The 25,419-nt window shown below is 72.9% G+C and carries 20 protein-coding genes and 1 tRNA gene; 5 read left to right on the top strand and 16 right to left on the bottom strand.

Annotation, left to right across the window (positions count from 1 at the left end):
* Positions 1-8: 8 nt before the first annotated feature.
* Together NAEX_RS17590 and NAEX_RS17585 are read right to left on the bottom strand one after the other, a co-directional pair.
* Positions 9-1,745 (bottom strand): hypothetical protein, encoded by a 1,737-nt coding sequence (locus tag NAEX_RS17590; RefSeq protein WP_143141108.1) that lies wholly within the window; start codon positions 1,743-1,745, stop codon positions 9-11.
* Positions 1,746-1,974: 229 nt separating this feature from the next.
* Positions 1,975-2,892, bottom strand: coding sequence for a tetratricopeptide repeat protein (locus NAEX_RS17585; protein ID WP_096328642.1), 918 nt, complete (start codon positions 2,890-2,892; stop codon positions 1,975-1,977).
* Positions 2,893-3,073: 181 nt separating this feature from the next.
* Here NAEX_RS17585 and NAEX_RS17580 point away from each other — a divergent pair, with 181 nt between their 5' ends.
* Both NAEX_RS17580 and NAEX_RS17575 read left to right on the top strand, forming a co-directional pair.
* Positions 3,074-4,474: a sigma 54-interacting transcriptional regulator gene (locus NAEX_RS17580; protein WP_096328641.1), complete on the top strand. Its 1,401-nt coding sequence runs from the start codon at positions 3,074-3,076 to the stop codon at positions 4,472-4,474.
* Positions 4,475-4,778: 304 nt separating this feature from the next.
* Positions 4,779-4,851, top strand: a tRNA-Phe gene (locus tag NAEX_RS17575).
* Positions 4,852-4,950: 99 nt separating this feature from the next.
* Here NAEX_RS17575 and NAEX_RS17570 read toward each other — a convergent pair.
* The 11 genes from NAEX_RS17570 to NAEX_RS17520 all read right to left on the bottom strand — a co-directional run bounded on the left by NAEX_RS17570 (position 4,951) and on the right by NAEX_RS17520 (position 17,684).
* Positions 4,951-6,261, bottom strand: coding sequence for a pectin acetylesterase-family hydrolase (locus tag NAEX_RS17570; protein WP_143141109.1), 1,311 nt, complete (start codon positions 6,259-6,261; stop codon positions 4,951-4,953).
* A gap of 389 nt (positions 6,262-6,650) precedes the next feature.
* Positions 6,651-8,375: a DUF255 domain-containing protein gene (locus NAEX_RS17565; RefSeq protein ID WP_143141110.1), complete on the bottom strand. Its 1,725-nt coding sequence runs from the start codon at positions 8,373-8,375 to the stop codon at positions 6,651-6,653.
* 183 nt (positions 8,376-8,558) lie between these two features.
* A complete protein-coding gene (locus NAEX_RS17560) occupies positions 8,559-9,461 on the bottom strand; it encodes a hypothetical protein (protein ID WP_096328638.1) in 903 nt (300 codons plus the stop codon).
* A gap of 586 nt (positions 9,462-10,047) precedes the next feature.
* A complete protein-coding gene (locus NAEX_RS17555) occupies positions 10,048-10,620 on the bottom strand; it encodes a Uma2 family endonuclease (protein WP_096328637.1) in 573 nt (190 codons plus the stop codon).
* 220 nt (positions 10,621-10,840) lie between these two features.
* Positions 10,841-13,873: a hypothetical protein gene (locus NAEX_RS17550; protein WP_096328636.1), complete on the bottom strand. Its 3,033-nt coding sequence runs from the start codon at positions 13,871-13,873 to the stop codon at positions 10,841-10,843.
* A gap of 120 nt (positions 13,874-13,993) precedes the next feature.
* Entirely contained in the window at positions 13,994-14,596 is a 603-nt protein-coding gene (locus NAEX_RS17545) for a class I SAM-dependent methyltransferase (protein ID WP_096328635.1), read from the bottom strand.
* Entirely contained in the window at positions 14,593-15,618 is a 1,026-nt protein-coding gene (locus NAEX_RS17540; RefSeq protein ID WP_096328634.1) for a glycosyltransferase family 2 protein, read from the bottom strand. The genes NAEX_RS17545 and NAEX_RS17540 overlap by 4 nt, the downstream gene beginning before the upstream one ends.
* Before the next feature lie 86 nt (positions 15,619-15,704).
* Entirely contained in the window at positions 15,705-16,067 is a 363-nt protein-coding gene (locus NAEX_RS17535) for a DUF7793 family protein (RefSeq protein WP_096328633.1), read from the bottom strand.
* 12 nt (positions 16,068-16,079) lie between these two features.
* On the bottom strand, positions 16,080-16,706 hold the full coding sequence (locus NAEX_RS17530; RefSeq protein WP_096328632.1) for an STAS domain-containing protein: 627 nt from the start codon (positions 16,704-16,706) through the stop codon (positions 16,080-16,082).
* Position 16,707: 1 nt separating this feature from the next.
* Positions 16,708-17,058: an STAS/SEC14 domain-containing protein gene (locus tag NAEX_RS17525; protein WP_096328631.1), complete on the bottom strand. Its 351-nt coding sequence runs from the start codon at positions 17,056-17,058 to the stop codon at positions 16,708-16,710.
* 2 nt (positions 17,059-17,060) lie between these two features.
* Positions 17,061-17,684 carry an STAS domain-containing protein gene (locus tag NAEX_RS17520; RefSeq protein WP_170135800.1) on the bottom strand — a complete coding sequence of 208 codons (624 nt, stop codon included), beginning with the start codon at positions 17,682-17,684 and terminating at the stop codon, positions 17,061-17,063.
* A 215-nt stretch (positions 17,685-17,899) separates the two neighbouring features.
* Here NAEX_RS17520 and NAEX_RS17515 point away from each other — a divergent pair, with 215 nt between their 5' ends.
* Positions 17,900-19,303: a DUF1552 domain-containing protein gene (locus NAEX_RS17515; RefSeq protein ID WP_096328629.1), complete on the top strand. Its 1,404-nt coding sequence runs from the start codon at positions 17,900-17,902 to the stop codon at positions 19,301-19,303.
* 10 nt (positions 19,304-19,313) lie between these two features.
* Here NAEX_RS17515 and NAEX_RS17510 read toward each other — a convergent pair whose 3' ends face one another.
* Both NAEX_RS17510 and NAEX_RS17505 read right to left on the bottom strand, forming a co-directional pair.
* Positions 19,314-19,784, bottom strand: coding sequence for a DUF6232 family protein (locus NAEX_RS17510; RefSeq protein WP_143141111.1), 471 nt, complete (start codon positions 19,782-19,784; stop codon positions 19,314-19,316).
* Positions 19,747-20,802: an ADYC domain-containing protein gene (locus tag NAEX_RS17505; RefSeq protein ID WP_100793332.1), complete on the bottom strand. Its 1,056-nt coding sequence runs from the start codon at positions 20,800-20,802 to the stop codon at positions 19,747-19,749. Before NAEX_RS17505 ends, NAEX_RS17510 begins: the two co-directional genes overlap by 38 nt.
* A gap of 98 nt (positions 20,803-20,900) precedes the next feature.
* Here NAEX_RS17505 and NAEX_RS17500 point away from each other — a divergent pair, with 98 nt between their 5' ends.
* Both NAEX_RS17500 and NAEX_RS17495 read left to right on the top strand, forming a co-directional pair.
* On the top strand, positions 20,901-21,512 hold the full coding sequence (locus NAEX_RS17500; protein ID WP_096328626.1) for an RNA polymerase sigma factor: 612 nt from the start codon (positions 20,901-20,903) through the stop codon (positions 21,510-21,512).
* 61 nt (positions 21,513-21,573) lie between these two features.
* Positions 21,574-24,603: a serine/threonine-protein kinase gene (locus NAEX_RS17495; protein ID WP_170135799.1), complete on the top strand. Its 3,030-nt coding sequence runs from the start codon at positions 21,574-21,576 to the stop codon at positions 24,601-24,603.
* A 135-nt stretch (positions 24,604-24,738) separates the two neighbouring features.
* Here NAEX_RS17495 and NAEX_RS17490 read toward each other — a convergent pair whose 3' ends face one another.
* The gene (locus NAEX_RS17490; RefSeq protein WP_096328624.1) at positions 24,739-25,320 is read right to left on the bottom strand and encodes a TetR/AcrR family transcriptional regulator; all 582 of its coding nucleotides are present in this window, start codon (positions 25,318-25,320) and stop codon (positions 24,739-24,741) included.
* Between the last annotated feature and the right edge of the window lie 99 nt (positions 25,321-25,419).

The raw sequence follows: 25,419 nt of genomic DNA, 5'->3' as shown, positions 1-25,419 counted from the left end.
CCGACCGATCACCCGGGATCGACGTTGTCGGGGCACTCGCGGGTGCTGCCGAGGTTGAGGAGGCAGGCCGCGGCGGCGAAGCCGTTCTCGAAGGCGTCGCGGCGGACGGTGCTGCGGTCGAGGCCGACGAAACCGTCGAGGCGGCTCAGGTTCTTGAGCAGCTCGGCCTCGGTGATGCCGAACTCGGCGGCGGCGCGGCGGAGGTCGACGTCGAGCTCGAAGGCGATGTGGGCGGCCATGACGGGCTCGTAGCCGCCGACCCGCCCGGCCGAGCCGGTCTGCGCCAGGCTGGCGGCGAAGGTCTCGATGTCGCGCTGCTGCTCCCGATCGAAGTCCTCCTGCGGGGCGTAGAGCTTGGCGACCTGCTCCTGGGCGAGGTCGTCGAACAGGGTGTTCTTCTCGACGTAGCCGCGGACCTCGTCGGTGGCGCGCCGCATGCCCTCGCTGTGGCAGCTCATGCAGGATAGGCCGTTGATGACCTCGGGCTCTTGCGGGACCTCGCTGTCCTGGACGATGGCGATCGGGGCGCGGTCGATGCGGTCGCCCGCGCCGTCGACGATCATGTAGCCCTGCAGTCCGTTGGGCAGGGTGAAGATGATCTCGCCGCCGTCCTCGACGAAGTCGAGCGGGCGGTTGAGGATGTCCTTGTCGCCCTCGTTGTCGGCGAAGTCGTAGCTGAGCCAATAGGCGCGGTAATCGGCGGTCGGGATCTGGTGGCGCTCGATCACCCGGTTGGCCTTCGAGACCTTCGAGTCGCGGAAGCCGGCGCGCAGCACCTCGTCGCGGTCCTGGACGATCTCGGCGGCGATGTTGGCGTCGACATCGACGCCGAGTTCGAGCTCGAGCTCGGCGCGAGTGCCGGGGATGCCGAGGACGGTGTGGTAGAGCGGCGGCTGCGAGGCGGCCTCGATGAACCAGTCGCCCTTGACCGAGAACAGCTCGACCTGGGCGGCCTGCTGGATCTTGCGGGCATCGTCGGAGCGGAAGCCGATGGCGTAGGGGTCGGCGGCGGTGATGGCGGCCCAGGTGTCGCTGGACCAGCCGTAGTCGACGAGGTCGATGCGGTAGATCGTGCGCGCGTCGTCGATCGCCTCGGGCACGTGGATCGCCGGGGCCAGCGAGAGATGGTTGATGAGCTTGGCGAAGGCGTGGCGATAACCCTCGAGCTGCTCCTCGCAGAAGCCGGCGCTGTGGAGGTGGGCGAAGGTGACGTAGCGAGTGGTCTGCTGGCGCACCGAGTCGAGCAGCGAGAGGTCGCGGAGGATCGCGGCGAGCACGTCGTCGTGGTCGACGAACGCGTTATCGAGGCAGCCGGGCCGCCGCGTGAGGTCGACGTCTTCGGCGGCCTCCTCGGCGACGGTGCAGACGTCGATCCAGCGCTCGATGGTGGCCTGCTCGTCGTCCGGCAAGGGGGCGCCGCCGGCCGGCATCTCGCCGCTGGCGATCCGCTGGAACAGCAGCGAGTCGGCCGCGGCGCCGCGCACGACGTAGCCGCCGGCGATCAGGCCGTCGAGGTCGCTGACGCCGCCGAACTTGCCCCGGGTCTCGCCGTTGTCGTGACAGGCGGCGCACTTGGCCCGCAGGATGCCCTCGGTGGCGGCGCGGGTCTCGATGCACTCGGGGGTGACGGGGCCGGGGTCGGCGGTGCCCGCGGTGTCGCCTCCGCCGGCGGCGGGCGGCGGCGGCAGGCTGCAGGCGGCGACGAGGAGCAGCAGCGAAGAGGCGGGGGCGATCGGGCGGAACATGGAAAACTCCTTCGGGACAGGAATGAAGGGACAGGTCATGGCGCGGCCAGCGAGCTGTCCTGCGCAGGAAAGAAGGACAAGCCAGGCGGGGGTGGAGCCGTCAGCAGGCGTTCGGGACAGGAAAGAAAGGACAGGTTGCGGTGGGGGGAGCGGTCGGCAGGCGTTCGGGACAGGCGAGGGCGGGGAGGTGGAGCCAGGATGGCCTTCTCAACATGAATGAAAAGACATGTCAGGAGGCCGGGGCGGGGTGAGCGGCCAGCCACTCGTCGATGACGCGGACGCGGGCCGGGTGGCCGCGGCGGTCGTCGAGGGCGCGCCGGCGGGCCTCGAGGGCGCTGGCGCGGGCGGCCGCGGGATCGCGCGGCCAGCGGGCGCGGGCGAGGAGGAAGTGGCCGCGCACGAGCAGGGCGGCCGGGGCGGGCATCGAGGCGACGACGGCGAGGGCGTCGACGAAGCTGCGCTCGGCGGCGTCGCGCTGGCCGAGCAGGAGGTGGGCCTCGCCGCGGGCCATCAGCACCAGCGCGAGCCCGGGCCCGGCCTCGCCGCTGCAGCGCTCGAAGATCAGCAGCGCCCGCTCGAGGTGGGCCAGCGCCTCGGCGGCCCGCCGCTGCCGCAGCAGCACCGAGCCGTGGCTGGTGAGGGTGGTGGCGACGCTGGCGTGGGCCCAGCCGAGGACGCGGACCTTGATCGCCAGGGCGCCGACGAAGCAGCTCTCCGCCTCCTGCAGCTGACCGCGGCGGCGGGCGATGAAGCCGAGGTTGTGCAGCAGGGTCGCGTCCTCGACGCCGAGGCTCGGCCGCAGCGCGCGCGCGAGCTCGAGGCCGAGCTCGAACAGGGCCTTGGCGTGGTCGAGATCGCCGCGGTAGACGGCGACCACGCCGAGCCGCCCGAAGGCCTGCGGCAGGCCGAGGCGGGCCACGCCGCCGCAGCGCTGGCGCAGCTGCAGGGCGCGGCGGAAGTGCTGCTCGGCGGCGACGAGGTCGCGGTTGCCGAGGGCGACCTGACCGCGCCGCTCCTCGGCCGCGAGGTCGTCGGCGTCACGCTCGTCGACCGGCGACTCGGGGCCGGCCACGGGCGCGGAGACGGGGGAGAAGAAGAGGGTCGGAGAGGCGTCGTCGGCGGCGTCCTCGGCGTAGAAGTGGAGCATCGGTTCCTCGCGCCCATCCCAGGGAGCAATCGATGCGCCGCGGACTCATCTCATTGAAAATCAACGGGTTGCCGGCGGCGTGGGGCCCGGGTTCCGGGGACTTCAGGCCGCTTTGCGGACTGCAGGGCGCGCAAGGCGGGGTGTTTGACAGCTCGCGGCGGGCCGTGCGATCGGTGCGAAAATGGAGGAGGACGACACCCCGACTCGTGCGGTCGCCCGCGGCGGCGGCGGCTACGAGCGCCTGGGCCGCATCAGCCTCAAGGTGGTCCGCGGGCCGGCCGCGGGCCGGGTGGTGCAGGTCCCGATCAGCCGGGGGCAGCCGATCCGCGGCGGCCGCAGCGAGACCTGCGACGTGGTCCTGCGCGACGACGACCAGATCAGCGGGGTCCACTTCTCGCTGCACTTCGAGCCGGCCGGGGCGGTGCTGCGCGACCTCGGCAGCACCAACGGGGTGTACGTCCACGAGGTGCGCGTCCGCGAGGCGATCATCGAGCTCGACACGGTGTTCCGCGTCGGTGAGACGGAGCTGCAGCTGACGGCCGCCGAGCGGGTGGTGGTGCCGCTGTCGGCGAAGGACCACTTCGGCGAGCTGTACGGCTGGTGCCCGGAGATGCGCGAGCTGTTCGACGAGCTCGAGCGCGTGGCGGCGATGCCGTCGAGCGCGCTGCGGGTGCTGATCACCGGGGAGACGGGCACCGGCAAGGAGCTGGTCGCCCGCGGGCTGCACGACCGTTCGGAGCGGGCGCAGCAGCCGTTCGTGGTGCTCGACTGCAGCACGGTGCCGCGCGAGCTGGCGGAGGCGATCGTGCTCGGCTACGGCCGCGGGGCGTTCACCCACGCGGCGCCGGAGCAGCCGGGGGTGTTCGAGCAGGCGCACCGCGGCACGCTGTTCCTCGACGAGCTCGGCGAGCTGCCGCTCGACCTGCAGCCGAAGCTGCTGCGGGTGCTCGAGCGCGGCGAGGTGACGCGCTTCAACGAGCGCAACAAGGTGCGCAAGGTCGACGTGCGGGTGATCTGCGCGACCAACCGCGACCTGCAGCAGATGGTCAGCGACGGCCGGTTCCGCAGCGACCTCTACTTCCGCGTGTACGGCAAGCACATCGCGCTGCCGAGCCTGCGCGAACGCGGCGACGACGTGGTGCTGCTGGCGGACCGGTTCCTGCGGGCGATGGGCCAGTCGCTCGGGGTGCCGCCGAAGCAATTGACGGCCGCGGCGCGCGACGCCCTGCGCGCGGCGCAGTGGCCGGGCAACGTCCGCCAGCTCAAGCTGGTGATCGAGTGCGCGGCCCAGCTGACGCCGGGGCCGACGATCGACGTGCGCGACCTCCACCTCGGCCCGAGCGAGGCGGCCCGGCGCGACCGCCTCGACGCCTCGCCGCTGCTGTCGCTGCGCTGGGACGAGGCGCAGGTCGGGTTCCAGCGCGAGTACTTCAAGGCGCTGATGCAGCGGGTCGGGACCCGGCGCGGGTGGATCAACCGCGCGGCCGAGCTCGCGGGCATGGACCGCAGCGGGTTCGTCAAGGCGCTGAAGCGCCTGGGCCTCTATCGCAATGCGATGGAGGACGCGGCCGACGATGCTTGAACACGGGGCGCGTCCGCGCGGGCCGGCGGGCGCGATTCGTGCGTCGCGTACTGTTGACAATCGCGGCGAGTCGTTCTATACCTCTTTTCACCATGCAGGCGACCCGACAGCTCGACCCCCGCCCGCGGCCCCGCGCCGCGCGCCAGGTGGCGATGGCGCTGTCCCTGCTCCCGGCGCTGTTTATGTAGCCAGGTCGGATCCGGGCCCCGGAGCCGCCCTGGCGTGCGCTCCGGCCTGTCCCCGGCTCGTTCCCGCCTGCCGGCGGCCGCGAGCCGTGCAGGCCGTCGCAGCGGTGCGTATCAGCGCCCAGAAAGCTAACCGGGTGGAAGCACTCCGCTGAAGACGGAGAGGGGTTGGTTCGAGTCCAACTCTGGGCATTGGCTTGCGAATGCACATTGTGCCGCCGCGAACGCGGCCGAGAGTATGTGCATTCGTGAACGCGGCGCGGAGGGTCCGCGCCGCCGGGCAGTCACGTCTCATGGGCTGACGTGGCCCGCGTCGCCGGCCAGGAGCGACGCGAGCCACGTGGTCAGCGGCACACCGGCGACCTCCGTCGCATAGAAATCGGGGCTGGAGAGGATCGTGTGGGCGGTGCCGGGGACGAAGTAGCTGCCCCACACGGGGCCCTCGCCGAGGATCTCGTCGCGCAGCTCGTAGAGGCCGGCCTCGAAGGCCTCGCCGGTGTAGCTGCCGCCGCCGCAGTCCTCGAGGCCGTAGCCGAAGAAGGTGCGGATGACGCCGTCGCGCTCGCTCGAGAACAGGGCGAGGCGCTGGTCGCTCCACTTCTCGCCGAGGTAGGTGGCGAGGTTGGAGATCCCTCCGCCCTCGTCGCCGAAGCAGTCGGCGCAGTCGGCCGGCAAGGTGGCGTCGAAGTTGAAAAGGTCGCGCCAGAGCTGCTGCAGACACACCGGCATGTACTGGTCGGACATCGGCGGGCCGGAGTCGTCGAGCAGGGTGACGGCGCTGTCCGGGAAGGCGCCGGCGATCCGGTCGTAGTTGAGCGCGGCCCCGAAGCCGCCGGCGCTGCTGCCGGTGACGAGCACGTGGCCGGCGTCGGCGAAGGTCGGGACGATCCGCTCGAGGTAGGCGGCGACGTTGCGGTAGCCGACGAACTGCTGGGCCCCGAGCACGCCGTCGATGCCGACGTCCTCGCGAGCGCCGGCGTGGACGTCACCGGTGCAGTAGGGGACGTAGATGAAGCTCCAGTCGCGCACCGGGTTCTGCGGGTCGTCGTCGAAGATGCCGGCCTTTCCGATGCCCAGCGCCCACGCGTCGAACTTGAACTCGCCGAAATTTTTCCACAGCTCGTTGAGGGCGCAGGTGTCGGAGTTGAAGCAGGCGCCGCCGCCCTCGAAGTAGATGACGAGGTCGTCGCCGACCCCGTAGCGCACGCCGATGCCGGTGGTCGAACCGTCGCGGCACATCGAGTCGGGGAAGGGAACCCAGGACCAACTTCCCGGCGGCTCGAGCGGCAAGGGCTCGCCGTCCCACGGCGAGGGCTCGTCGCCGGTGGTGCCGGTGGTCTCGGAATCCGCGCCCGTGGTGTCGAGGGAGCCCGAGGTCGAGGGGGTGCCCGCGGTCGAGGTGGCGCCCGCGGTCGGGTCGCCGGTGGCGGACTCGCTGCCCGCCGAGGTGGTGGGCTCCGTCGTCGGTTCGTTGGCTCCAGTCGTGCCCGTGGGTTCGGCGGTGCTGCTGACCTCGCTCGCGGAGGTCACCGGGTCACCGGGATCCCCGCAGGCTGCGATCAGCAAAAAGATGGCGATCGTGGGCGGATGAGTGCGCAACATCGCCCAGGACTGTACCTGGGTCCAAGAGGTGCGAGAGGAGCCGGGGCTTGTGACCTAGATCTGCCGACTTCCGCATCGGGGTGAGGATGAGAGGGCGAGCGCCGTGCCGGAGACGTGGCCGCGAGCGGCAAGGCGGCCGCGGGTTCAGGCGAGCGCCGCCGTGATGCCGAGCCGGAGAAGTTGCCGCATTCGGCATTGCGGTCGCGCGTTCAGGAGCGAGCGTTGCCGGGCGGGGAACTCGAGGGGGGCAGCCGCAATCGGCGAGGCGGCCGCGGCTCAGGGACGGGCGATGCCGCGCAGGAAGGCTTCGGCGCTCTTATCGAATCGGTCGGGCTCGGTGATCGGGGTCGAGCAGGCGGTGTCGGTGCAGAGGTAGGCGGCCGGCTTTTTCAGGTCGGGGTAACGGGTGCCGGGGGCGCTGAGGCTGATGTTGCGCGCGGCTCGTCGTAGGCGAGGGCGGCTCGCAGGAGCGCCTGCGCGGCCGGGTCGTCGGGGCGGCCGACCACGGTGATGTCGATCGGGGTGGCGGTGAGCTCGGCGAGCGCGAGCAGGTAGTCGCCGACCTGGCGCATCTGCGCCTTCACGGCCTCGGGCTGGGAGATCGCCCGGATCGCCAGCTCCGCGGCCCTGGCGTAGGGGAGGTCGTCGGCGTCGTGGTCGAGGCCGCGGTGCAGCTCGAGGAGGAAGCGGGCCATCCGCGCGTTGTCGTCGAACGGCTTGCGCCGCTCGGCGAAGGCGCCGGTGGCCGCGGGGTCGACGGTGTGGGCGTAAAAACCTCCGGCCGGGTCGGCGAGCTCGCGCAGGGCGAAGTCGGCGACGCCACGCGCGAGCTGCTGCCACTTCGGGTCGCCGGTGCTGCGCCAGAGCGCGAGCAGGCCGCGGCCGACCTCGACCTGGTCGCCGAGGTGCAGCAGGCCGCGGTCGTCGGCGGCGTGGCGGAAGCCGCCGCGGTCGTCGCGGTGGGTCCGGACCAGCCGCTCGCCGGCCTGCAGCGCGGCGGCCCGCACGGCCTCGTCGGGGGCGACGGCGTCGAGCGAGAGGAGGCCGCGGATGATCGCGCCGTTGCGGTCGGCGTAGACGTGGGTGTCGATGACGGGGATGCCGAGAGCCCGGCGGGCGGCGTCGTCCCTGGCGTAGTACTCGTCCCCGAGGACAGGTTCTTTGCGACCTGTCGGATGGCGCAGGTCGGCGTCCTGGCTGGTGTAGAAGCCGCCGTCGGGGTCGCGCCAGAATTGTAAAAGATAGCGGGCGATGTCGCCGGCGGCGGCCCGCCACTTGGGGTCGCGGGTGCGGCGGTAGGCGAGGGCGTAGCTCTCGAGCGCGCCGGCCTGGATCGGGGCGATCTTCTCGAAGTGCGGGTCGGTCCACACGCCGTGGACGCTGTACTGGTACATGCCGCCCCACACGGGGTCGATGAGGTTCAACTGGCGGTCGAGGACGAGGAGCCCGCGCTCCTGCCAGGCTGTCTCTTGGTACAGGTAGGCGCGCAGCAGGCTGTACTCGTTGTTGGCGGCCAGCGGGTACTTCTGCTTGCGACCCCAGCCGGCCTGGGCGTCGTCCCAGGTGCGGTCGAGCTGGTCGCTGGCGATCTTCCGCAGGTCGACGAGGTCGCCGCCGCGCGGCGGAGGGGCGGGCAGCGAGACGCGACCGGTCAGCTTGCCGGCCTTCTGATCGGCGACCAGCCGGCGCAGCAGGGCGGCGAACTCGCGCGGGTCCTGATAGCCGCGCAGCTCGAGCACGGGGCGGGCGTCGCTGGTGAGGATCGCGGTCGCGGGCCAGCCCCAGTCGGCGTAGCGCTCGGCGACGTCGGGGCGGGCGTCGCTGTCGACGCGGATGGCGACGAAGTGCTCGGCCAGCAGCGCGGCGACCTCGGGGTCGGCGTAGGTCTCCTCGTCCATGACGTGACACCAGTGACACCAGCTGGCGATCACGTCGACGAGGATGATCTTTTGCTCGGCCCGGGCGGCGGCGAAGGAGGCCGGCTCCCAGCCGCGCCAGGCGGTCTCGGCGTGGGCGGCCGGCCCGGCGGTCGGCGGGGCGGCGGGCTTCTTGTCGCAAGATGTCCCGAAGGACAGGAGGCTGACGGCGAGCGCGACGGCGAGGCGAGCGGGCACGGGCGACGTTACGCGGGGCACGTGGGGGCGGATCAACGCCGCCAGGATCGGCGAATCGCGGGCGCGGCGCGAGAGGGCGGGGGCGTCGTGGCTCGCAGGTTCGAGCCGATGGTGGAGGGGGAGCGCAGGCGCGCGGGCCGGCGAGCGCAGAGGCGCGAGCCGGACGCGTGCCGCCGCTCGGGCTCAGGCGGGGGGCGGGACCGGCAGGTTCTCGCCCGGGGGCGGGACGGGGGAGGTCTCGGTCGGCGTGGTGGCGGGCGGCGGCGCGGCCGGGGGCGAATTTTCGGGCGTGGGGGTCTCGACGGGCGTCGGCGGGGGCGTGGCGGGCTGCGGCGGGGTCTCGGGCGGGGCCTGGACCGGCGCGGCGGGGGCCGGCGGGGGGCTGGCGTTCGGGCCAGGTTGCGCCGGCGCCGGATAGGACGAGGCGGGCGGCGGGTTGTACTGCGCCGGCGGCGAGGGCTGCGACGGCTGGGCCTGGCGGCGGCCGCCGAGGCCGAACACGAGGCCGGCGCGGAAGCCCCAGGTGAAGCTGCAGGCGTAGTCGGTGATCGGGTCGAGGTAGTTGTAGGCGTCCTGGCAGCGGTCCTTGGTGAAGCGCATGCCGAGGCCGAGGCCGAGGTCGAGCCACAGCGAGCCGCCGGCGCGGATCATGACGCCCGGGCCGACGGTCCACTGGCCCAGCACGCCGCGCTGCTTGTTGAGGAACACGGGACCGACGCCGAAGGAGAGGTACGGGGCGGCCCGCTCGCCGCGGTAGATGACCCACAAGAGGCTGGGCGTGAGGCTGAACTCGTTGGTGGGGATCTTGGCGAAGATGTCGGGGCCGACCTGCTCCTTGAAATACTGCGAGTAAAAGGTGGTGACGTTGCGCAGGTGCAGGCCGACGGCGAAACCACCGGCGACGAAGTAGCTGGCGCCGGCGCCGACGAGCAAGGAGCCGCCGTAGTTGCGCGAGAAGGAGCCGCCGAGGGAGAAGCTCGGCAAGATGGTGCCGCGGCGGAAGGGGCGATCGTCGTCGTCGGCCCGGGCGGCCTGGACCGGCATGGCGAGGGCGACGAGGGCGGTGAGGACGACGGTTCGGCGCACGGAACCTCCGGCGAGGACGCTTGGAGATGGTCGCGTAAACCGCGGCGCGACGCAAAGGCCGACCTCGCGGCCCGAGAAGGCTATCACCCGCTGCACGCGAGGCCAGCCCGCCTCGCAGGGACGCGGCCGGCCGGCCCGCGGCCGGGCCCGGCACGATCGCGCACGCCCGCTCTCACGCGCGGCGCAGCGGCAGCTCGAGGCGGCCATACGGGCGAGCACCCGGCGGTCACCCCTGCGAGACGCGCGGGGGACCGCGGCGCTCCAGTTCGCAGGAGCCAGGCGGTCGGGGCCGGCAGCAGGTTCTGGAGGAGGACGAGAAGGACCTGTCCTTCAGGCCAGGCGGGAGGCTGTGGCCCCGATCACGCGGTCGGGGCGTGAGGTCGCGGAGCGCGACAACGGGGCGGGCGAACGCAGGCGCGCAGGGCCCCGGCCGGAGCGAGGGTTGGAACAGGGGCTCGCCGAGACGGGCCTGCCGTCGTCGCGCGCTCGGCGGTGACGACGGTGATTCGTATGGCTATACAAACATGTTCGAAAGGGCAGGTGGTGATGGAGCCCGAGCGGCTCTCCGCTCATTCGCCGCGGTGCGTCACTTGCCGACCCCGAGCAGCGCGGCGACGGTGTACTCCACGGCGTCGAACGGCTCGGGGCGGACCTGCTCGGGCGGCTGAGCGGTGAGCACCACGAGGTAGCCCTCGGGCTGCCAGCGGAGCACGGTGAGGGTCTGCTGGTCGGGGTCGGCGATCCAGTAGTGGGGGACGCCGGCGCGGTGGTAGAGCCGGAGCTTGCGGACCGTGTCGCGCGACGGGTTCGAGGGCGAGACGATCTCGCAGATCCAGTCCGGACGGATCTTCACCGGGAAGCCCTCCGGGGGCTCGGGGACGTGATCGATGCGCCAGCCGACGATGTCGGGGACGACGACGTCGGGCGCGAGCTCGACGTGGACTTCGGTGCCGATCCACCAGCCGCCGGGCTCGCCTTCGGCGGCGTCGTCTCCGAAGTGGTCGATGAGTCGCCCGGCGAGACGAGGCTGCAGCCGTCCATGGCGGAAGAGAGGGGCGAACTTGCGAACCAGCTCGCCGTCGAGCAGCTCGTAATAGGGCTTCTCGTCGGCGACGGCGAGCAGGTCGGCGAGCGTGGCGCCGTGGGCGACGGGCCGCATGATCGCAGCTTAGCGGAAGTCGGCGGGGTGCGCGAGGCCGAGCGGAGCGACGGGCGCGCAGGGGCCCCGCGGCGTGGAGGCTACCGGCTTGCTCGTTCTCAGCCCGCCGCGCGCGTCGCTCGAGGCTACTGCATTGCTGACCTCGCGCTCGTGGCCTCGACTCGCTTGCTGGCCCTCATACTTTTGCTCGACCGGGGGCCGTGCTCGACGCGACACCTTCTCAGGGTTCGGTGAGGGCGATGTCGAAGCCGAACCTCGGCGGGGCTTCGCCGGACGGGGTGATCCGGACGGCGAGGTCGGCGGCGCGCTGCATGTCCTCGGGGACAGGAATTCGCGGGCGCTGGCGGTCGGGGCGGTGGGCGGCCGTGAAGTCGGCGAGCGGCGTCCAGGCGGCGCTGCCGGGGGCCCGTGCGTCGATCTGGACGCGGTAGGAGCCGCGGCGGCGCTGCTTCGCGTCGTCGTCGTCGAGCGCGAACCAGGCGTCGAGCGCGGGGCCCGGGGCGACATCTTCAAGGATGACCTCCGAGGGGCGGCGCGGGTCGGCGAGGACGGCCGGGAAGATCAGCATGTCGGTCTTGAGCGGACCGCTGCGCGCGTGCGTGCCGGCGGCGCGGCCGTCGGCGAGGCGGGCGCTGGCCAGCGGGCGCTCGCGCTCGGCGGCGGCGCGCCAGCGCAGGCCGGCGAACAGGACGGCGGCGGCGGCGACGGCGACGAGCACGACCGGGTGGGCGAGGCGGCGGGCCAGCGGGCGCAGGCGGTCGACGAGGCGCGGCGACCTGACCAAAGAGACACACGCGAGCAGGGCGGCGAGGCTGGCCAGCAGGCCGGCGGCGTCGAACCAGCGCCAGCGGGCGTAGCGGAGCTCGAACACGCCGTCGCGCGCGGGCGCGGCGATCAGCGTCGGCTCGCTGCCGTCGTCGCCGAGCGCCTTGCCGCCGCGCAGCTCGCCGCGCAGGCGCTGCTCCGGCGTGGCGCTCGGGCCGTCGCCGACCACGGGGACCTCGATCCACGGCACGGTCTCGGCGGGCGCGCCATCACCTGCCCGGAAGGACAGGTCCCAGCGCGGATAGCCGGCGACGTGGAACACCAGGCGCGAGTCGGGCGCCGTGCCGGCGACGCGGACGCGGACGCGGCCGGCCTGCAGGTCGGCGGCCTCGACGAGCAGCTCGCCCGGGCCGTCGATGCGGGCGATGCCGGCGGCGTTCGGCCGCTCGAACACGCGGAGCGGGCCGAAGCTGGCCACCTGCGCGCTGCCGCTGCCACCCTGGGTGAGGAGGTAGCGGGCCTGGGCGAGGTCGAGGACGCGGGCGGACCCGGACTCGGGCTTGTGGACGAAGTTGTCGCCGGGGGTGAAGCCGATCTTGTAGATCGGCGTGCCGGTGTAGACCGGGCTGTCCATGAACCAGTGGGCGTTGCGGTCGGTGCGGACCGCGATCCGCCAGTCCGCGGGCCGGCCGTGGCGGGCGCCGGCGGCCCACTGCAGGAACTGCTCGTAGGCCGCGGCGAAGGCCGGGTCGCCGGGTACGCGCTCGACCTGGACGAGGCCGACGCCGTGGCGCCGGGCGAGGTTCGTCGCGTCGCGGGCGAGCCAGACGAGCAGGGCGGCGGCGCTCGCGGCTGTCACGAGGGCCATGGCCTTTGCAGCAGGTCGCTTGGACCATGTCCTGAGGGTCAGGACGGCCAGGCCGCCGACGACGGCGCCGGCCAGCAGGAACAGGCCCGGCTTGGCGGCCGTCAGGAAGCGCTGGTACTGGATGTGCGAGAAGCCGCCGCTGAGGCGGTCGAGGCGCAGGGTCCAGAACACGTCGGTGCTGGCGAGCAGCCAGTGGACCAGCGCGAGCAGGGCGAGGAAGCGGAGGAAGCCGGAGCCGCGGACCGCGGCGAAGAGGAGCCCGAGCAGGGCGGTGAAGCCGGCCGCGGGCGCCATGAGCTGGGTCCACTGGCCCGCCTGCAGCATGCGCAGCATGGCGTCGAGCGGCGCGTACAGCCAGCCGTAGCTCGCCATGTAGCCGCGGTGGGCGGTCATCGGCCACAGCCACCAGGCCGCGAGGCCGAGGCCGAGGGCGAGCGCGAGCGCGAGGTCGAGCGCGGCGCCAGCGAGCCGCTCGCGGCGAGCGAGGGGGCAGGGCGGCGGGAGCTCCGCGCGGGCAGAGCCGCCGGCGCCCGTGAGGGCGGGGGAGGTGTCCGCGGGGACAGGTGAGAGGGCGGGCGGAGGGATGTCCGCGGGGACAGGTTGTGAGGCGCCGGCGGTCGCGGACGCGGAGGCGACCGCTGCGGCCGGCAGGCCGAGCGGTGTGGCGGCTCGCGGGGTGTCCAGGAGGACAGGTTGTTCGGCGTCGGCGGCCGCGCCAGGAGGAACCGACGGACCGGCGTCGTCGGCACCGAGGGGCGCGGAGGTGTCCCCGGAGACAGGTTGAGCCGTGCCGGCGGCCGGGGGGGCGACCCGCGGTGCCGCCTGGCCGGTGACCGGGGCAGGAGCGGCGGAGTTGCCGGGGGCCCGCGGCGCGGTCGAGCCGGCGGCCGGGTTGGCGGACGCAGCCCCCGGCCCGGCGCCGCGCAGACCGACGGTGATCAGCCACAGCGGGGCGGCCAGCGCCAGCATCGGCAGGCTCATCGGGTGGGCCAGCAGCGCGGCGGCGGCGGCCAGGGCGGCGAGGGCGAGGTGACGATGATGTGTCCCCGGGGACATGCCCTCGCGGACACGTGCGGCCAGCGCCAGCTCGGCGAGGGCCCAGTAGGCGAGGCTGGTCGACAGCGCCTGCGGCCACACGCCATAGGTGACGGTGTAGATCCACCCGCCCTCGCGGTAGGCGCCGGCGTCGAGCAGGGCCAGCGCGGCCGCGACCACCCCGGCGAGCGGGCCGAGGCCGAGGGCCCGGCCGCAGCGCAGCAGCGCCCAGCCCTGCAGCAGGAACACGAGGGTGAACGCCAGCGCGTAGGCCTGGGCCCAGTCGAGCAGGCCGAGCGTGAGCACGCGGACGGCGAGGACCAGCAGGTCGCCGAGCGGCGGATAGAGCTCGCCGAGCGGGAAGCCGAAGAACCAGAACGGGCTCCAGCCGACCAGGTGGCCGCTCGCCAGTTGCTGGCCGTAGAGCCAGGCGCGCGCGAGGTGGACGGTGTGGTCGGCCGACAGCGGCATCACGCCCGCGGGCACCGGCCACAGCAGCCACAGGCCGAGGGCGGTGACCAACGCGAAGGGCCATGTCCGAACGGCCAGGCGCACCAGCGGGCTGCGCGGGCGCGCGGCGGTCATGGCGACCCCTCGGCGGCGGCTGGGTCCGGCGGCGGAGCGGCCGCTCCTGTCCTCGAGGTCAGGTCGATCGTGCGCGCGGGTCGTGGCTCGGCTCGGCTCGCCGGGCCGCGCCGTCCATGCTCAGCGCGGCTCACCGAGGATCACCGTCCAGGGCAGGGGCCGGCGCACCTCGACCACGCGCAGGCGGGTCTCGGCCAGGCGCAGCAAAGCCCGCCGCGAGAAGTGCTGGATGTGCCCGGGGGTGTTGCCGAGCGTGCGCACGTAGCGGCCGCGGGCGAGGTTGAGGAGGCGCCACACGGGCTCCCACGGGGTGCTGATCAGCACGGCGCGGCGGGCGACGCGGGCCAGCTCGCGCAGGCCGGCGGCGGGGTCCTCGAGGTGCTCCAGGACCTCGCAGGCGAGCACGAGGTCGACGCTGCGGTCGGCGTGCGGGAGCTGGTAGATCGAGGCTGTCTGAAAGGTCAGGTCGGGGTGAAGGTCGGGCGCGAGCCGCGAGAGGTCGACGTCGCAGGCCTCGAAGCGGGCCGGGCGGCGCAGGCGGATCAGGCTGTCGGCCAGGAGGCCCTCGCCGCAGCCGACCTCGAGCACGCTCTCGGGACATGTTCGCAGGTACAGGTCGCCGACGGCCCGCTTGAAGCCGGCGACCAGGCGGCGAGCGATCGGGTTCGGGTGGTCGTACTTCGCCTCGGCGTTGCCGACGACGTTGCCGACGTCGACCTTCATGCCCGCTCCTCCGGCCGCCACGGCGCGGCGGCGGTGCGGCGGTGGCCGGCGATCGTCGGCGCGGCCTGCTGGGCGGCGAGCGCCGCCGACAGGCCGCGCACCTGCGCCAGCACCTGCTCGGTCAGCCGCCGGTTGGCCGCGCTGAGGTCGCCGAGGAAGGCCATCAGCGCGACCAGAAAGGCCAGCACCACCGCGCCGACGCCGACCAGCAGCGACTCGGTGTGGCCGCTCTCTTCTGGCCAACGGGACAGGTAGTAATAAGTGAAGCGGCCGCCGAGGGCGAGGCCGAAGGCGAGCAGCAGCAGGGCGATCACGCCGAAGGTCTGGACGGGCCAGTACATGCCGTAGGAGCGGACGATGACGGCGCCGTTGCGGCGGACGTAGCTGCCCATCGAGCGGAACAGGCGCGAGCGCCGGGTCTCCGGGTTGGTGGTGATCGGGACGTCGACGATCGTCAGCCCGGCCGCCCCGGCCTGGATGATCGACTCGAGGGTGTAGGTGAAGCGGTTGTGCACGAACAGCGCGGCGGCGGCCCGGCGGTTCATGGCCCGAAAGCCGCTCGTCGAGTCGCGCACCGTGGTGCCCGAGGCCCGCCGGACCACCCGCGAGCCCCAGCGCTGCAGCAGCCGCTTGAGCGGGCCGAAGTGCTCGATCGTGTCGGTCTGACGGTCGCCCACCACCAGGTCGGCGCGTCCGGCGAGGATCGGCGCGCACAGCCGAGCGATGTCGGCGCCGGGGTACTGGTTGTCGGCGTCGGTGTTGACGATGATGTCGGCGCCGAGCGCGAGGCAGGCGTCGACGCCGGCCTGGAACGCGGCGGCGAGCCCGCGGTGACCCGGGAAGCGCAGCACGTGATGCACGCCGATCTGCTCGGCCACCGCGGCGGTGTCGTCGGTGCTGCCGTCGTCGATGACCAGCACCTCGATGCTGTCGACCCCCGGCAGCGCGCGCGGGAGGTCGGCGAAGGTCGCCGGCAGGTGCTCCCGCTCGTTGAGGCAGGGGATCTGGATGATGAGCTTCACAGGGCCGCGCGGCGCACCTTATACCACGGCGCGACGGACCCGCGCGTTTTCGCCGGAAGGCCGCCTCCGCGGCCGAATTCGGGCGCTCAGATCTCGAGCTCGTCCAGCCAGGCCAGCCCCTCGGCCTCGGTCGTGAACAGGCGCAGGTTCGGCGCCTGGCCGGTCAGCCGCATCATCATGTTGATCGCGGCGCGGACGATCGGGCTGGTGACGACGACGGCGATCGCGCCGTACTTGGGCTGCAGGCTCGGGAAGTACTTGCGCGCCCCCGCCGAGTACTCGGTGCCCTTCTCGACGATCGAGAGGATCCGCCAGCGATGGTTGGGCGCGCCGACCTCGATGCGCGCGCCGAGCCCCTCGGCGTCGGCGAGCGTGACTTCGTCGCGGGCGAGGATCCGCAGCAGCGGCCTGTTTTGCGGGGTCGTGGCCTCTTCGTAGAAAAACGGCATGCGCGGTGGCTCCTACGTGGAAGGCAGGTCGAGCTGGCCCTTCTCGGCGAGCACCAGGGCCAGCGCGTCGGACAGTTGCGCGAGCGCGCGGACGTGAATGTCGGCGCCGCCGAGCGCGACGATCTGCGGCGCGACCTCGGCGCGGATGCCGGTGAGCAGGCACTGCGCGCCGAGCAGGCCGATCGCGCGGACCATGCGGAGCAGCGCCGGCATGGTGGCGCCGGCGATCGCGGCGACGCCGGTGAGGTCGAGGATGACGTGGCTGGCCCGCTCGGCGGCGACGCGCTCCAGCAGCACGGCGGTGATGGTGGCGGCCCGCGCGTCGTCGATGCGGCCGACCAGCGGCAGCGCCAGCACGCCCGGCCACACGGCGATCACCGGGGTCGACAGCGCCTGCACCAGCTCCTCCTGCTGGCGCGCCAGCAGCCGCGCGCGCGTCAGCAGCTCCTCCTCCTGGGCCTCGTTCTGGTCGCGGCGGTCGACCAGATCGTCGAGCAGGTAGTTGATGCCGATCTCGACGTCGAGCAGGGCGTCGTCGTTCTCCTCGAGCCGGACCCGCACGTCGTAGTCGCCGCTGCCGGCGGCGACGAGCACGTTCAAGAGCTCCTGGATCCGCGCCTGCGAGACCGTCAGCGACACCTCACGCCTCCTGGTCGTCGAGCCAGGCCATCGCCTCGAATTCGTCGGCGAACACGCGGTACTTGCCGGTGTTCGCGAACCGCGTCATCAGGTTGATCGCCGCCCGCACCAGCGCGCTGGTCGTCACCGTCGCGTGCGGGCCGGCGTCGCTCATCGACAGCAGGTGCTTGCGCGCCTTGGCCGAGTACTCGGTGCCGCTGGCGACCACCGACAGGACGTGCCGGCCGCGATACGGCCCGAGGAACCGGGTCACGTACTCCTCGGCGTCGCCGAGGCTGATGTCGCCCGACACGTGGACCCGCACGTACGGCCGGCCCCTGGGGGTCACGAGCTCCTCGTAGCGGAACGGCATGGTCAGCCCCGGAGCGCGCCTTTCTGGGCCAGGACGTGCGCGAGCGCGTCGCTGAGCTGGGCCAAGGCGCGCACGGGGGCGCCGCCCTCGGCCCCGAGCGCGACGATCTGCTGCGCGACCGCGGGGCTGATGCCGGTGAGCAGACAGCCGGCGCCGAGCAGGCCGATCGCGCGGACCATGCGGAGCAGCGCGGGCATGGTGGTGCCGGCGATCGTGCCGACGCCGGTCAGGTCGATGATGACGTGGGTGGCCCGCTCGGCGGCGACCCGCTCGAGCAAGACGGCGGTGATCTGCGCGGCCCGCTCGTCGTCGACGCGGCCGACCAGCGGCAGCGCGAGGACGCCGGGCCACACGGCGATCACGGGGGTCGACAGCGCCTGCACCAGCTCGCTCTGCTGGTGCGCGAGCTCCTCGGCGCGCGCCTCGAGCTGCTGGCGCTGGCTGTCGCTCTTGGCCTTGCCGAGCGCCAGCTCCTCCAGCAAGTAGTTGACCCCGAGCTCGACCTCGAGGAACTCGTCGTCGTCCTCCTCGACCAGAGGGACCCGCAACTCGTAGTCGCCCGTCGCCGCCGCCACGATGATGCGCAGGAGTTGATCGACGCGCTCGCCCTCGATCGTGACCGACACTGCCAGACAATTTAGAGAAGCCCGCGCGAACGTGTCAACGCTCTCCCGCGGTGAGCGCCGCGCGCCTTGACCCGCCGCGACGCGCCTCGTAGGGTGACAGCGATGGTCGCGCGAGTGATGCATGTGCATGTCCGCAGGAGCGACACGCGCTCCGCGGACGGCCCACACGCGAGCGCGATCGCGCGCGCAAAGTTGCTCGGCGCGAAGGAGACGAGGTGACGTCGACGTCGCGTCGCACGTGGCTGCGCGGCGGGCTCGGGCTCGGCCTCGGCGCGCTGTGCCTGCCCTCGCTGCTGCCGCGCGGCGCGCGAGCCCAGGCGGAGGCGCCGGTGCGCCGCCTGCTCATCGTGATGACGGAGCACGGCGCGGTGTACCCGCGCTGGCGCATGCGCCCCGGCGAGCTGCCCGAAGACGCGGACTGGGAGGTGCCGCTGTCGCCGCTCGGCGAAGCGGAGTTCAGCGAGGTCTTGCAACCCCTCCACCGCCACCGCGCGCGACTGTCGATCCTCGACGGGCTCGGCAACGCGGTCGGCCTGACGACCGCGCTCAACGAGCACAAGGAAGGCCACGCGACGGCGCTGACGGGGACGCAGGCGGTGGAGCTCGAGGACGGGCCGGCGCACGCGCAGGGGCCGTCGATCGACCAGATCGTGGCGTCGGCGATCGCCGAGCCGGGCCAGATCGCGTCGCTGCAGGTGTCTCACGGCAGCTGGCCGTATTCGTACGACGCGAGCGGGAAGACGCTGCCGTACATCTACGAGCCGGCCGAGCTGTACACGCGGCTGTTCCCCGACGGGCCCGGCGGCGCGCCGCCGTCGACGGACATGGCGGCGATCCGCGCCCGCCAGCGCCAGGTGGTCGAGCTGGCGCGCGCGCAGTTCTCCGCGGTCGCGCCCCGCCTCGGCGCCGCCGACCGCCTCAAGGTCGAGCAACACCGCGACCTGCTGCGCGCGCTCGAGCTGCAGCTCGAGGCGCTGTCCCAAAAGACATGTGACGTGCCGGCCCCGCCCGGCGAGGTCGCGCCCTGGGAAGAACCCGAGTGGTACGACCAGCGGACTGAGCTGTTCACGACGCTGACCGCGCTGGCGCTGTCGTGCGATCTCACCCGCGTCGGCTTGCTGGCGCTGTGGGGCCTCCGCAACGAGCAGGTCGGCGCGCCGCCGGGTGACATCCACAACGACTTCGCCCACGCGGTGTCGTCCGACCCGGTCGCGGCCCAGGTGATGACGAACTTCGGCCGCTACCACGCGGAGGACGTGGCCAGGCTGCTGGATGTCCTCGAGGACATCCCGAGCGCCGGCGGGACGCTGCTCGACGATACGCTGGTGGTGTGGGCGAGCGAGCTCGGGACGCCGGAGCACCAGCTGCACCACCTGCCCGTGGTCCTCGCCGGCGGCACCGGATATTTTGACAAGGCGGGGCGCTATATTTATTGGCGACAGACGCACGCGGTGCCCGGGCTGCTCGGCGACGAGCTGCAAGGCCCGCCGCACAACCGCCTGCTGGTGTCGATCGCCCGGGCGATGGGGGTCGACCGCGACGCGGTGGGGGTGACGTCGGTGCCGCTCAAAAACGGCGTGACGCTCGACTGCACCGGCGAGCTCGACCGCCTGCGCTGAGCTGCGGACTTCATCGGCCGAGCAGGGCGCCGCGCTTCATGATGGCGAGGTCGATCGCCGAAGCCACCTCGAGCGCGAGCTTCTCGTCGCGGGCGCGGAACGCCTTCTGCTCGGCGGCGCCGGTGGTCAGGACGACCTCGGTATACTTGCCGAAGACGGCATGGAGGACGCCGAGGACGATCGCCTCGGTCGAACGGGTCAAAGCCAAGAGCAGGCCGAGGAGGACGATGAAGGCGCCGTAAACGCGGCAGGTCGTGTCCGTCGCCGCCTTCACCGAGGTGATGTTGGCGACGGCATCGGTGGTGCCGCCGCTGACCACGCGAGCCGGGGTGATCTTGACGGCTCCATGCTCGAACAATACTTCTTCCGCCGTGCGACGAGGCTGCATCGCCGCTCGTGGTGTCGTCGATGCGAAGCGAACCGCGGGTGAGCGTGTGCACCGGTCACCGCGCGGAACGATTTTCGGCGTGACGACGCGCACCGGTTTGGCGAATGTTGGACCAGAAGTCGCCGTAGGCGTGGTCGTCCCAGTGGATCTGCAGGGCCACGTCGCTGCTGCACACCGGGATCTCGTGATCGGGGCACTCGAAGGGCTCGGACACGTCGGCGCCCGTCTCGCGGACCTGCTTGATGCACTTGGCCGCGCCACCGGCCTCCCACACCGCCTCGGTGGAGAAGCCAGGGAAGGACATGTCATTGATCCCCCAGCGGTCCTTCATCGTGACCTCGTTACCGATGTCCGTGTGCGACACGCCGTCGCCGCAGTAGTCGGCGCGGACCATTCGCGTCGCCGTCTCGAACGCCGGAAGCGGGATGCTCGTCCGGCTCGGGCTGTCGGGCGCGTAGCCCCACAGCGCGGCCTTGCCGACAGCACCCGAGATGCACCCGAGGTACAGGGTATTCGCCCGCGCGGTGATGTCGCCGCTCTCGTGGTCGACGACGAAGCCGCCGAAGATCACCGTGCGCGCGCCGCCGACGGCGTCGTTCTCGCAGGTGGGGACAGGGTCGATGCCGTCGAGCCAGACGAAGGTGTAGACGAGGCGCTCGGGGTCGAGCCGGCTCAGGTCGGGGACGTGCAGCCCGGCCGCGTCGGCGTCCTCCACCGCGGTCAGCTCCGCTTGCAGCACGCTGCCGTCGAGCGTGAAGGTCCAGCGCGAGCCTTCGAACTGGGCTCCGGTGAAGATGAGGCCGTTGATCTCGGCCTGCAACGTGCCGCGGTCGACGGTGAGGGTGCCGGGGTCGATCGAGTCGTAGAGCCCGGGCCCGTTGTTGATCTCGACGTCGACGAGTACGACGCCGTCGAGCTCGGCGCCGAGCGTGTCGACGGCCGAGATGCTGGAGGTGCCGATCTTCCAGGTGTTCGTCGGGGGGCCGTTCGTGCCGCCCCGCCGCGGCGAGGCGTCGATGGCCTCCGACTCCGGGTCCATCTCGTCGCAGGCGGGCGAGACGGTGAGGGCGAGGGCGGCGAGGGTCGAAAGAGCGCGGGATCGGGCGAGCATGTTCGGCTGTCTCCTGAGGTTTCGTGGCGGAGGTAGAGCCGGCGACATTTTCAATTCACCGTGAGGCGAGCTTTTTCGCGGCGGCTACAATCCCGTCCATGGATGCGGACCTCGACCTCCTTCGCGCCTGGCAGGCCGGCGACTCCGGGGCCGGAGAACGGCTGTTCCGCCGCCACTACAAGCTCGTCCTCCGCTTCTTCCACAACAAGGCCGGCGCGCAGGCGCACGACCTGGTCCAGCGGACCTTCCTCGGCTGCCTCGAGGCGCGCGCGCGGATCCGCGGCGAGGTTTCGTTCCGCGCGTTCCTGTTCGGGATCGCGCGCAACGTCCTGTTCGATCACTACCGCCTGGCCCGGCGCGACCAGGAGCACCTCGACTTCACCACCGCGACGGCCGAGGACCTGCGGCCGACGCCGTCCTCGCTGCTCGGACACGCGCGCGAGGTCGAGCTGCTGCTGCGAGCGCTGCGGCAGATCCCGCTCGAGGCGCAGATCATCCTCGAGATGTACTACTGGGAGGGCATGCGCGCCCACGAGATCGGCGAGGCGCTCGAGATGCCCGAGCCGACGGTGCGGACGAAGATCCGGCGGGCCCGTCTGCGCCTCGAGCAGGTGATCCAGGCCAGGCAGACAGTGCCCGCGCTGCGCCAGAGCACCGTCGAGGGCCTCGAGACCTGGGCCCGCCGGATCCGGGATGAGATCGGGGCCTGAAGATGCAGCGGGTGAATTGAAGGCGTCGCTTGCTCGACCTGACGCGGTCGAGGACGCGACGATGCCGCGAAATTACACGGAGGCGCTCGGAAGCGTCGAGACGATCGCGCGCGAGCTCGCCGACACGACGTCCCCGCGGCTGGCCTTCCCCGGCCTCGACGGGCCCGACGAGCAGCGGATGGAAGATCTGCTGGTTGCGCGGCTGTTCCCGCGAGAGGCGGCGCCGCTGCGGATCGGTCGCTACTCGTTGCTCGACCGGATCGGCCAGGGTGGCATGGGGATGGTGTATTCGGCGTACGACCCGGAGCTCGACCGGCGGGTGGCGATCAAGCTGCTGGGCGCGGCGCTGTCGGCCGGCGCGGAGGAGCGGCTGGTCCGCGAGGCGCAGGCGATGGCGCGGGTGGTCCACGCCAACGTGGTGTCGGTGATCGAGGTCGGTCGCGACCGCGGTCAGGCCTACGTGGTGATGGAGTACCTGCGCGGGGTCAGCCTCGACCGCTGGGCCGAGCGCCGGCCGGGCTGGCGGGCGACGCTGGGCGTGTACGTGCAAGCCGGTCGCGGCCTGGCGGCGGCGCACCGGGCCGGGGTGATCCACCGCGACTTCAAGCCGCACAACGCGATGCTCGTCGAGGGCGGCGTCGACGACGGCCGCGTCAAGGTGCTCGACTTCGGCCTCGCGCGCGCGGCGGCCCTGGCGTCGCCGGTCGACGGGGTCGGTGAGCCGATCGGCGGGGCGCTGGCGACCCCGTTGACGCGCACCGGGGCGCTGATGGGCACGCCGGCGTACATGGCCCCGGAGCAGCTCGAGGGCGAGCCGGCCAGCGAGCGCAGCGATCAATTCAGCTTCGCGGTGTCGCTGTACGAGGCGCTCTACGGCCAGCTGCCGTTCGACGCCCGCTCGCTGGCGGCGCTGACGCAGGCGCTGCGGGCCGGGGCGGTGCGACCGCCGCCGGCGGGCACCGACGTGCCGACGTGGGTGCTGCGCGTGGTGCTGCGGGGGCTGTCCCGCGACCCGGCGCAGCGCCACCCGTCGATGGCGGCGATGTGCGACGCGCTCGAGCACGAACCGGGGGCGCGGCGGCGGACGGTCCTCCTGTCGCTCGGCCTGAGCGCGGCGGTCGGCGCCTCGGTGTGGGGCGCGACGCAGGGGCCGGCGACCTCGCCGTGCAGCGGGCCCGCGTTCGAGCTGCACGACCTGTGGAACGAGGCGCGGCGGGCCGAGATGGAGGCGGCGTTCGTCGCCACCGGCTCGAGCTACGCGGCCGAGGCCGCCCGTCGCGTGCAGCCGATCGTCGCAGACTATGCAGATGCATGGAGCTCGATGCGCAAGGACGCCTGCGAGGCGCACCGGCGCGGCGAACAATCGCCGCAATTGCTCGACCTGCGCATGACCTGCCTCGATCGCCGGCGCGCCGGCTTCGCCTCACTCACCGACCTGCTGACCCACGCCGACGCGACGGTGGTGGAGCGCGCGGTCGAGGCGGCGCTGCAATTGCCGGGGCTCGATGGTTGCGGCGACGTCGAGGCGCTGCTCGACGAGACGCCGCTGCCGGACGAGCCCGAGCGCGCGCGGGCGGTCGAGGCCGCGCGGGGCAGGCTCGCGGAGCTCGAGGCGCTGGCCGGCGCCGGACGCTTCGCCGAGGCCGCGGCCGGCGCCGAGGAGGTGCTCGCGCGGGCGGAGGCGCTCGGGTTCTCGCCGCTCGTCGCCGAGTCCAGCCTCGCGCTGGGAAAGTTCGAGCTCGATCGCCGGCGCGGCGAGCAGGCCGAGCGGGCGTTCACTCGCGCGGTGCAGGCGGGGATCGAGGGCCGGGCCGACCGGGTGGTCGCGGAGGCGGTCAGCCGGCGCCTGTTCGTCCGCGGAGTCTTCTTCGGCACGCCGGAGCGGGCCGCCGACGACGGCGAGTGGGCCGCCGCGCTCGCGGCCCGCTTCCCGCGGGAGGGCACGCTGCAGTGGCTCGCGGCCATGAATCGCGGGGCGGTGGCCTACACCGCGCACGACTTCGCCGCCGCGCGGCGGTTGTACGAGCAAGCGCTGGCGGTGACCGAGGGTCCGACGCCGCTCGACCTGGCGCGCACCCGCATCAACCTCGGGCTCTTGGCCCACGACGTCCGCGACGTCCGGACCGCGCTCGCCTGGTACACCGCCGCGACCGCCCAGGCCGAGGAGACGCTGGGCGCGGCGCATCCGCTGGTCGCCCAGCTCGGGATCTACGAGGCCAAGACGCTCATGGGGCTCGGCCGCAAGCGGGCCGCGCGGGCCCGGCTCGAGGCCGCGCTCGCCCACGGCGGCGAGCCCGGCGCGGGCGACATCTGGCCGCTGCTGCACCTCTCGCTGCTCGACATTCAGCTGCGCCGATTCGCGGCCGCGCGGGAGCGAGCCAGCCGCGCGCTGGCCCTGACCGACAGCGCCGACGTGCTGACGTGGGTCAACGGGATGCTGTACCTCGCGACGGCGACCGTCGATCCGGCCGAGGCGCGCGTGCTCCACGAGCGCACCGTGCAGCGGGTCAGGGCCACCTACGGCGAGGGCCACCAGTTCCTGGCGTCGTTCCTGTATTTGGCGGCCGCCGACCTGCTCCGGCGCGGGCGCGCGGGCGAGGCGTTGCCGTGGCTGCGGGAGGCGCTGGCGATCAGCGAGGAGGTCGACGGCGTCGACGCGACCCCGACCGCGGAGATCCGCAGCGTCACCGCCGATGCCCTGCTCGCGCTGGGCGAGCGCGACGAGGCGCTGACGGCCGCGAAGGCCGCCGTGGCCGCGCTGTCGGCCATTCCCGGCGAGCCCACCCTCGACCTGGCGGCCGCGCAGCGCTCGCTCGGGCGGGTCCACCTCGCGCGCGACGAGGCGCCGCTCGCGGTCGAGGCGCTGCGGGCCGCGCTCGCGCTGTTCGAGCGCCACGTCGACGAAGACGACCCCGACCTCGCCGCCGCGCGGGTCGACCTGGCGCGAGGATCGCTCGCGCTCTCGCCATCGTGCGGCCCGGAGGTGCGACGCTTGCTCGTCCAGGCCCGCGACGTCTACGCCGGCCACGGGGAGCCGTTCGCGCCCGAATCGGCCGAAGTCCTGCGCCTGCTCGCCGATTGCCGGAAATGATGGGAGCGGCCCGGTATGGCCATTCAGGGGATCATGCGGGATCGCCGGCAGCTCGCGCCGCCTGGCTTCGCGCTCCGCGTTGCCGAGGCTGTCCCCGAGGGCAGGTAGCCATTCGGTGGCCTCGCTCGCCGCCGGTCATGACAGCCAGGCGACGATCAAGGAGGCGAGCGTCGCGGCGGCGCCGGCCTCGTCGAGGCGGCCGCGGAACAGCTCGCGGCCGAGAGCCTCGGCGGCGCCGATGATGGCGACGCAGCGGCGCTGCAGCTCGCGCGGCGGCAGCCCGGAGAACGGGGCGAGGGCGTTGCGGTAGATCGTGACGTAGCGGTCCTGCAGCTCCTGCGCGACCGCTTCGGACTCGCTGTCGCCTTGCAGGGCGGCGAGGATCGCCAGCCACTCCGGGCCGACGGTGACGTAGCAGTGCATGTAGGCGCTGCTGATCACGCGGGCGACCTCGGGCAGGCGCTGGCGCGTGCGCCCCAGGGCCTCGTGCAGCGCCTCGATGTGGCGGTCGTCGAGCTCGCGGGCGAGCGCGACCAGCAGGCCCGAGCGGGTCTGGAAGTGGCCGTAGGCGATCGGCTTGCTGACGCCGGCGCGCTCGGCGAGGTGGCCGAGCGTCAGCGCGTCGGTCCCCTCCTCGCGCACGATCTGCTGCGCAGTCTCGAGCAACTGGGTGCGCCGCTCGGCCTTCGGCAGCCGCTTGGTGGTGGTCTCCGTCATGGGTTCGGGCCTGGCGGGTCGCGCGAGGGTTTCTGCGCGGACGTCCTTGACAGTAGCACTGGCGGGGCATATTACCATCAGTAACTTACTAAGAGTAAG

The organism is Nannocystis exedens, assembly GCF_002343915.1.
GTDB classification, from domain to species: Bacteria; Myxococcota_A; Polyangia; order Nannocystales; family Nannocystaceae; genus Nannocystis; species Nannocystis exedens.
Note: the sequence above shows the minus strand (reverse complement) of the source record. Positions and strands in the feature narration are given on the sequence as shown.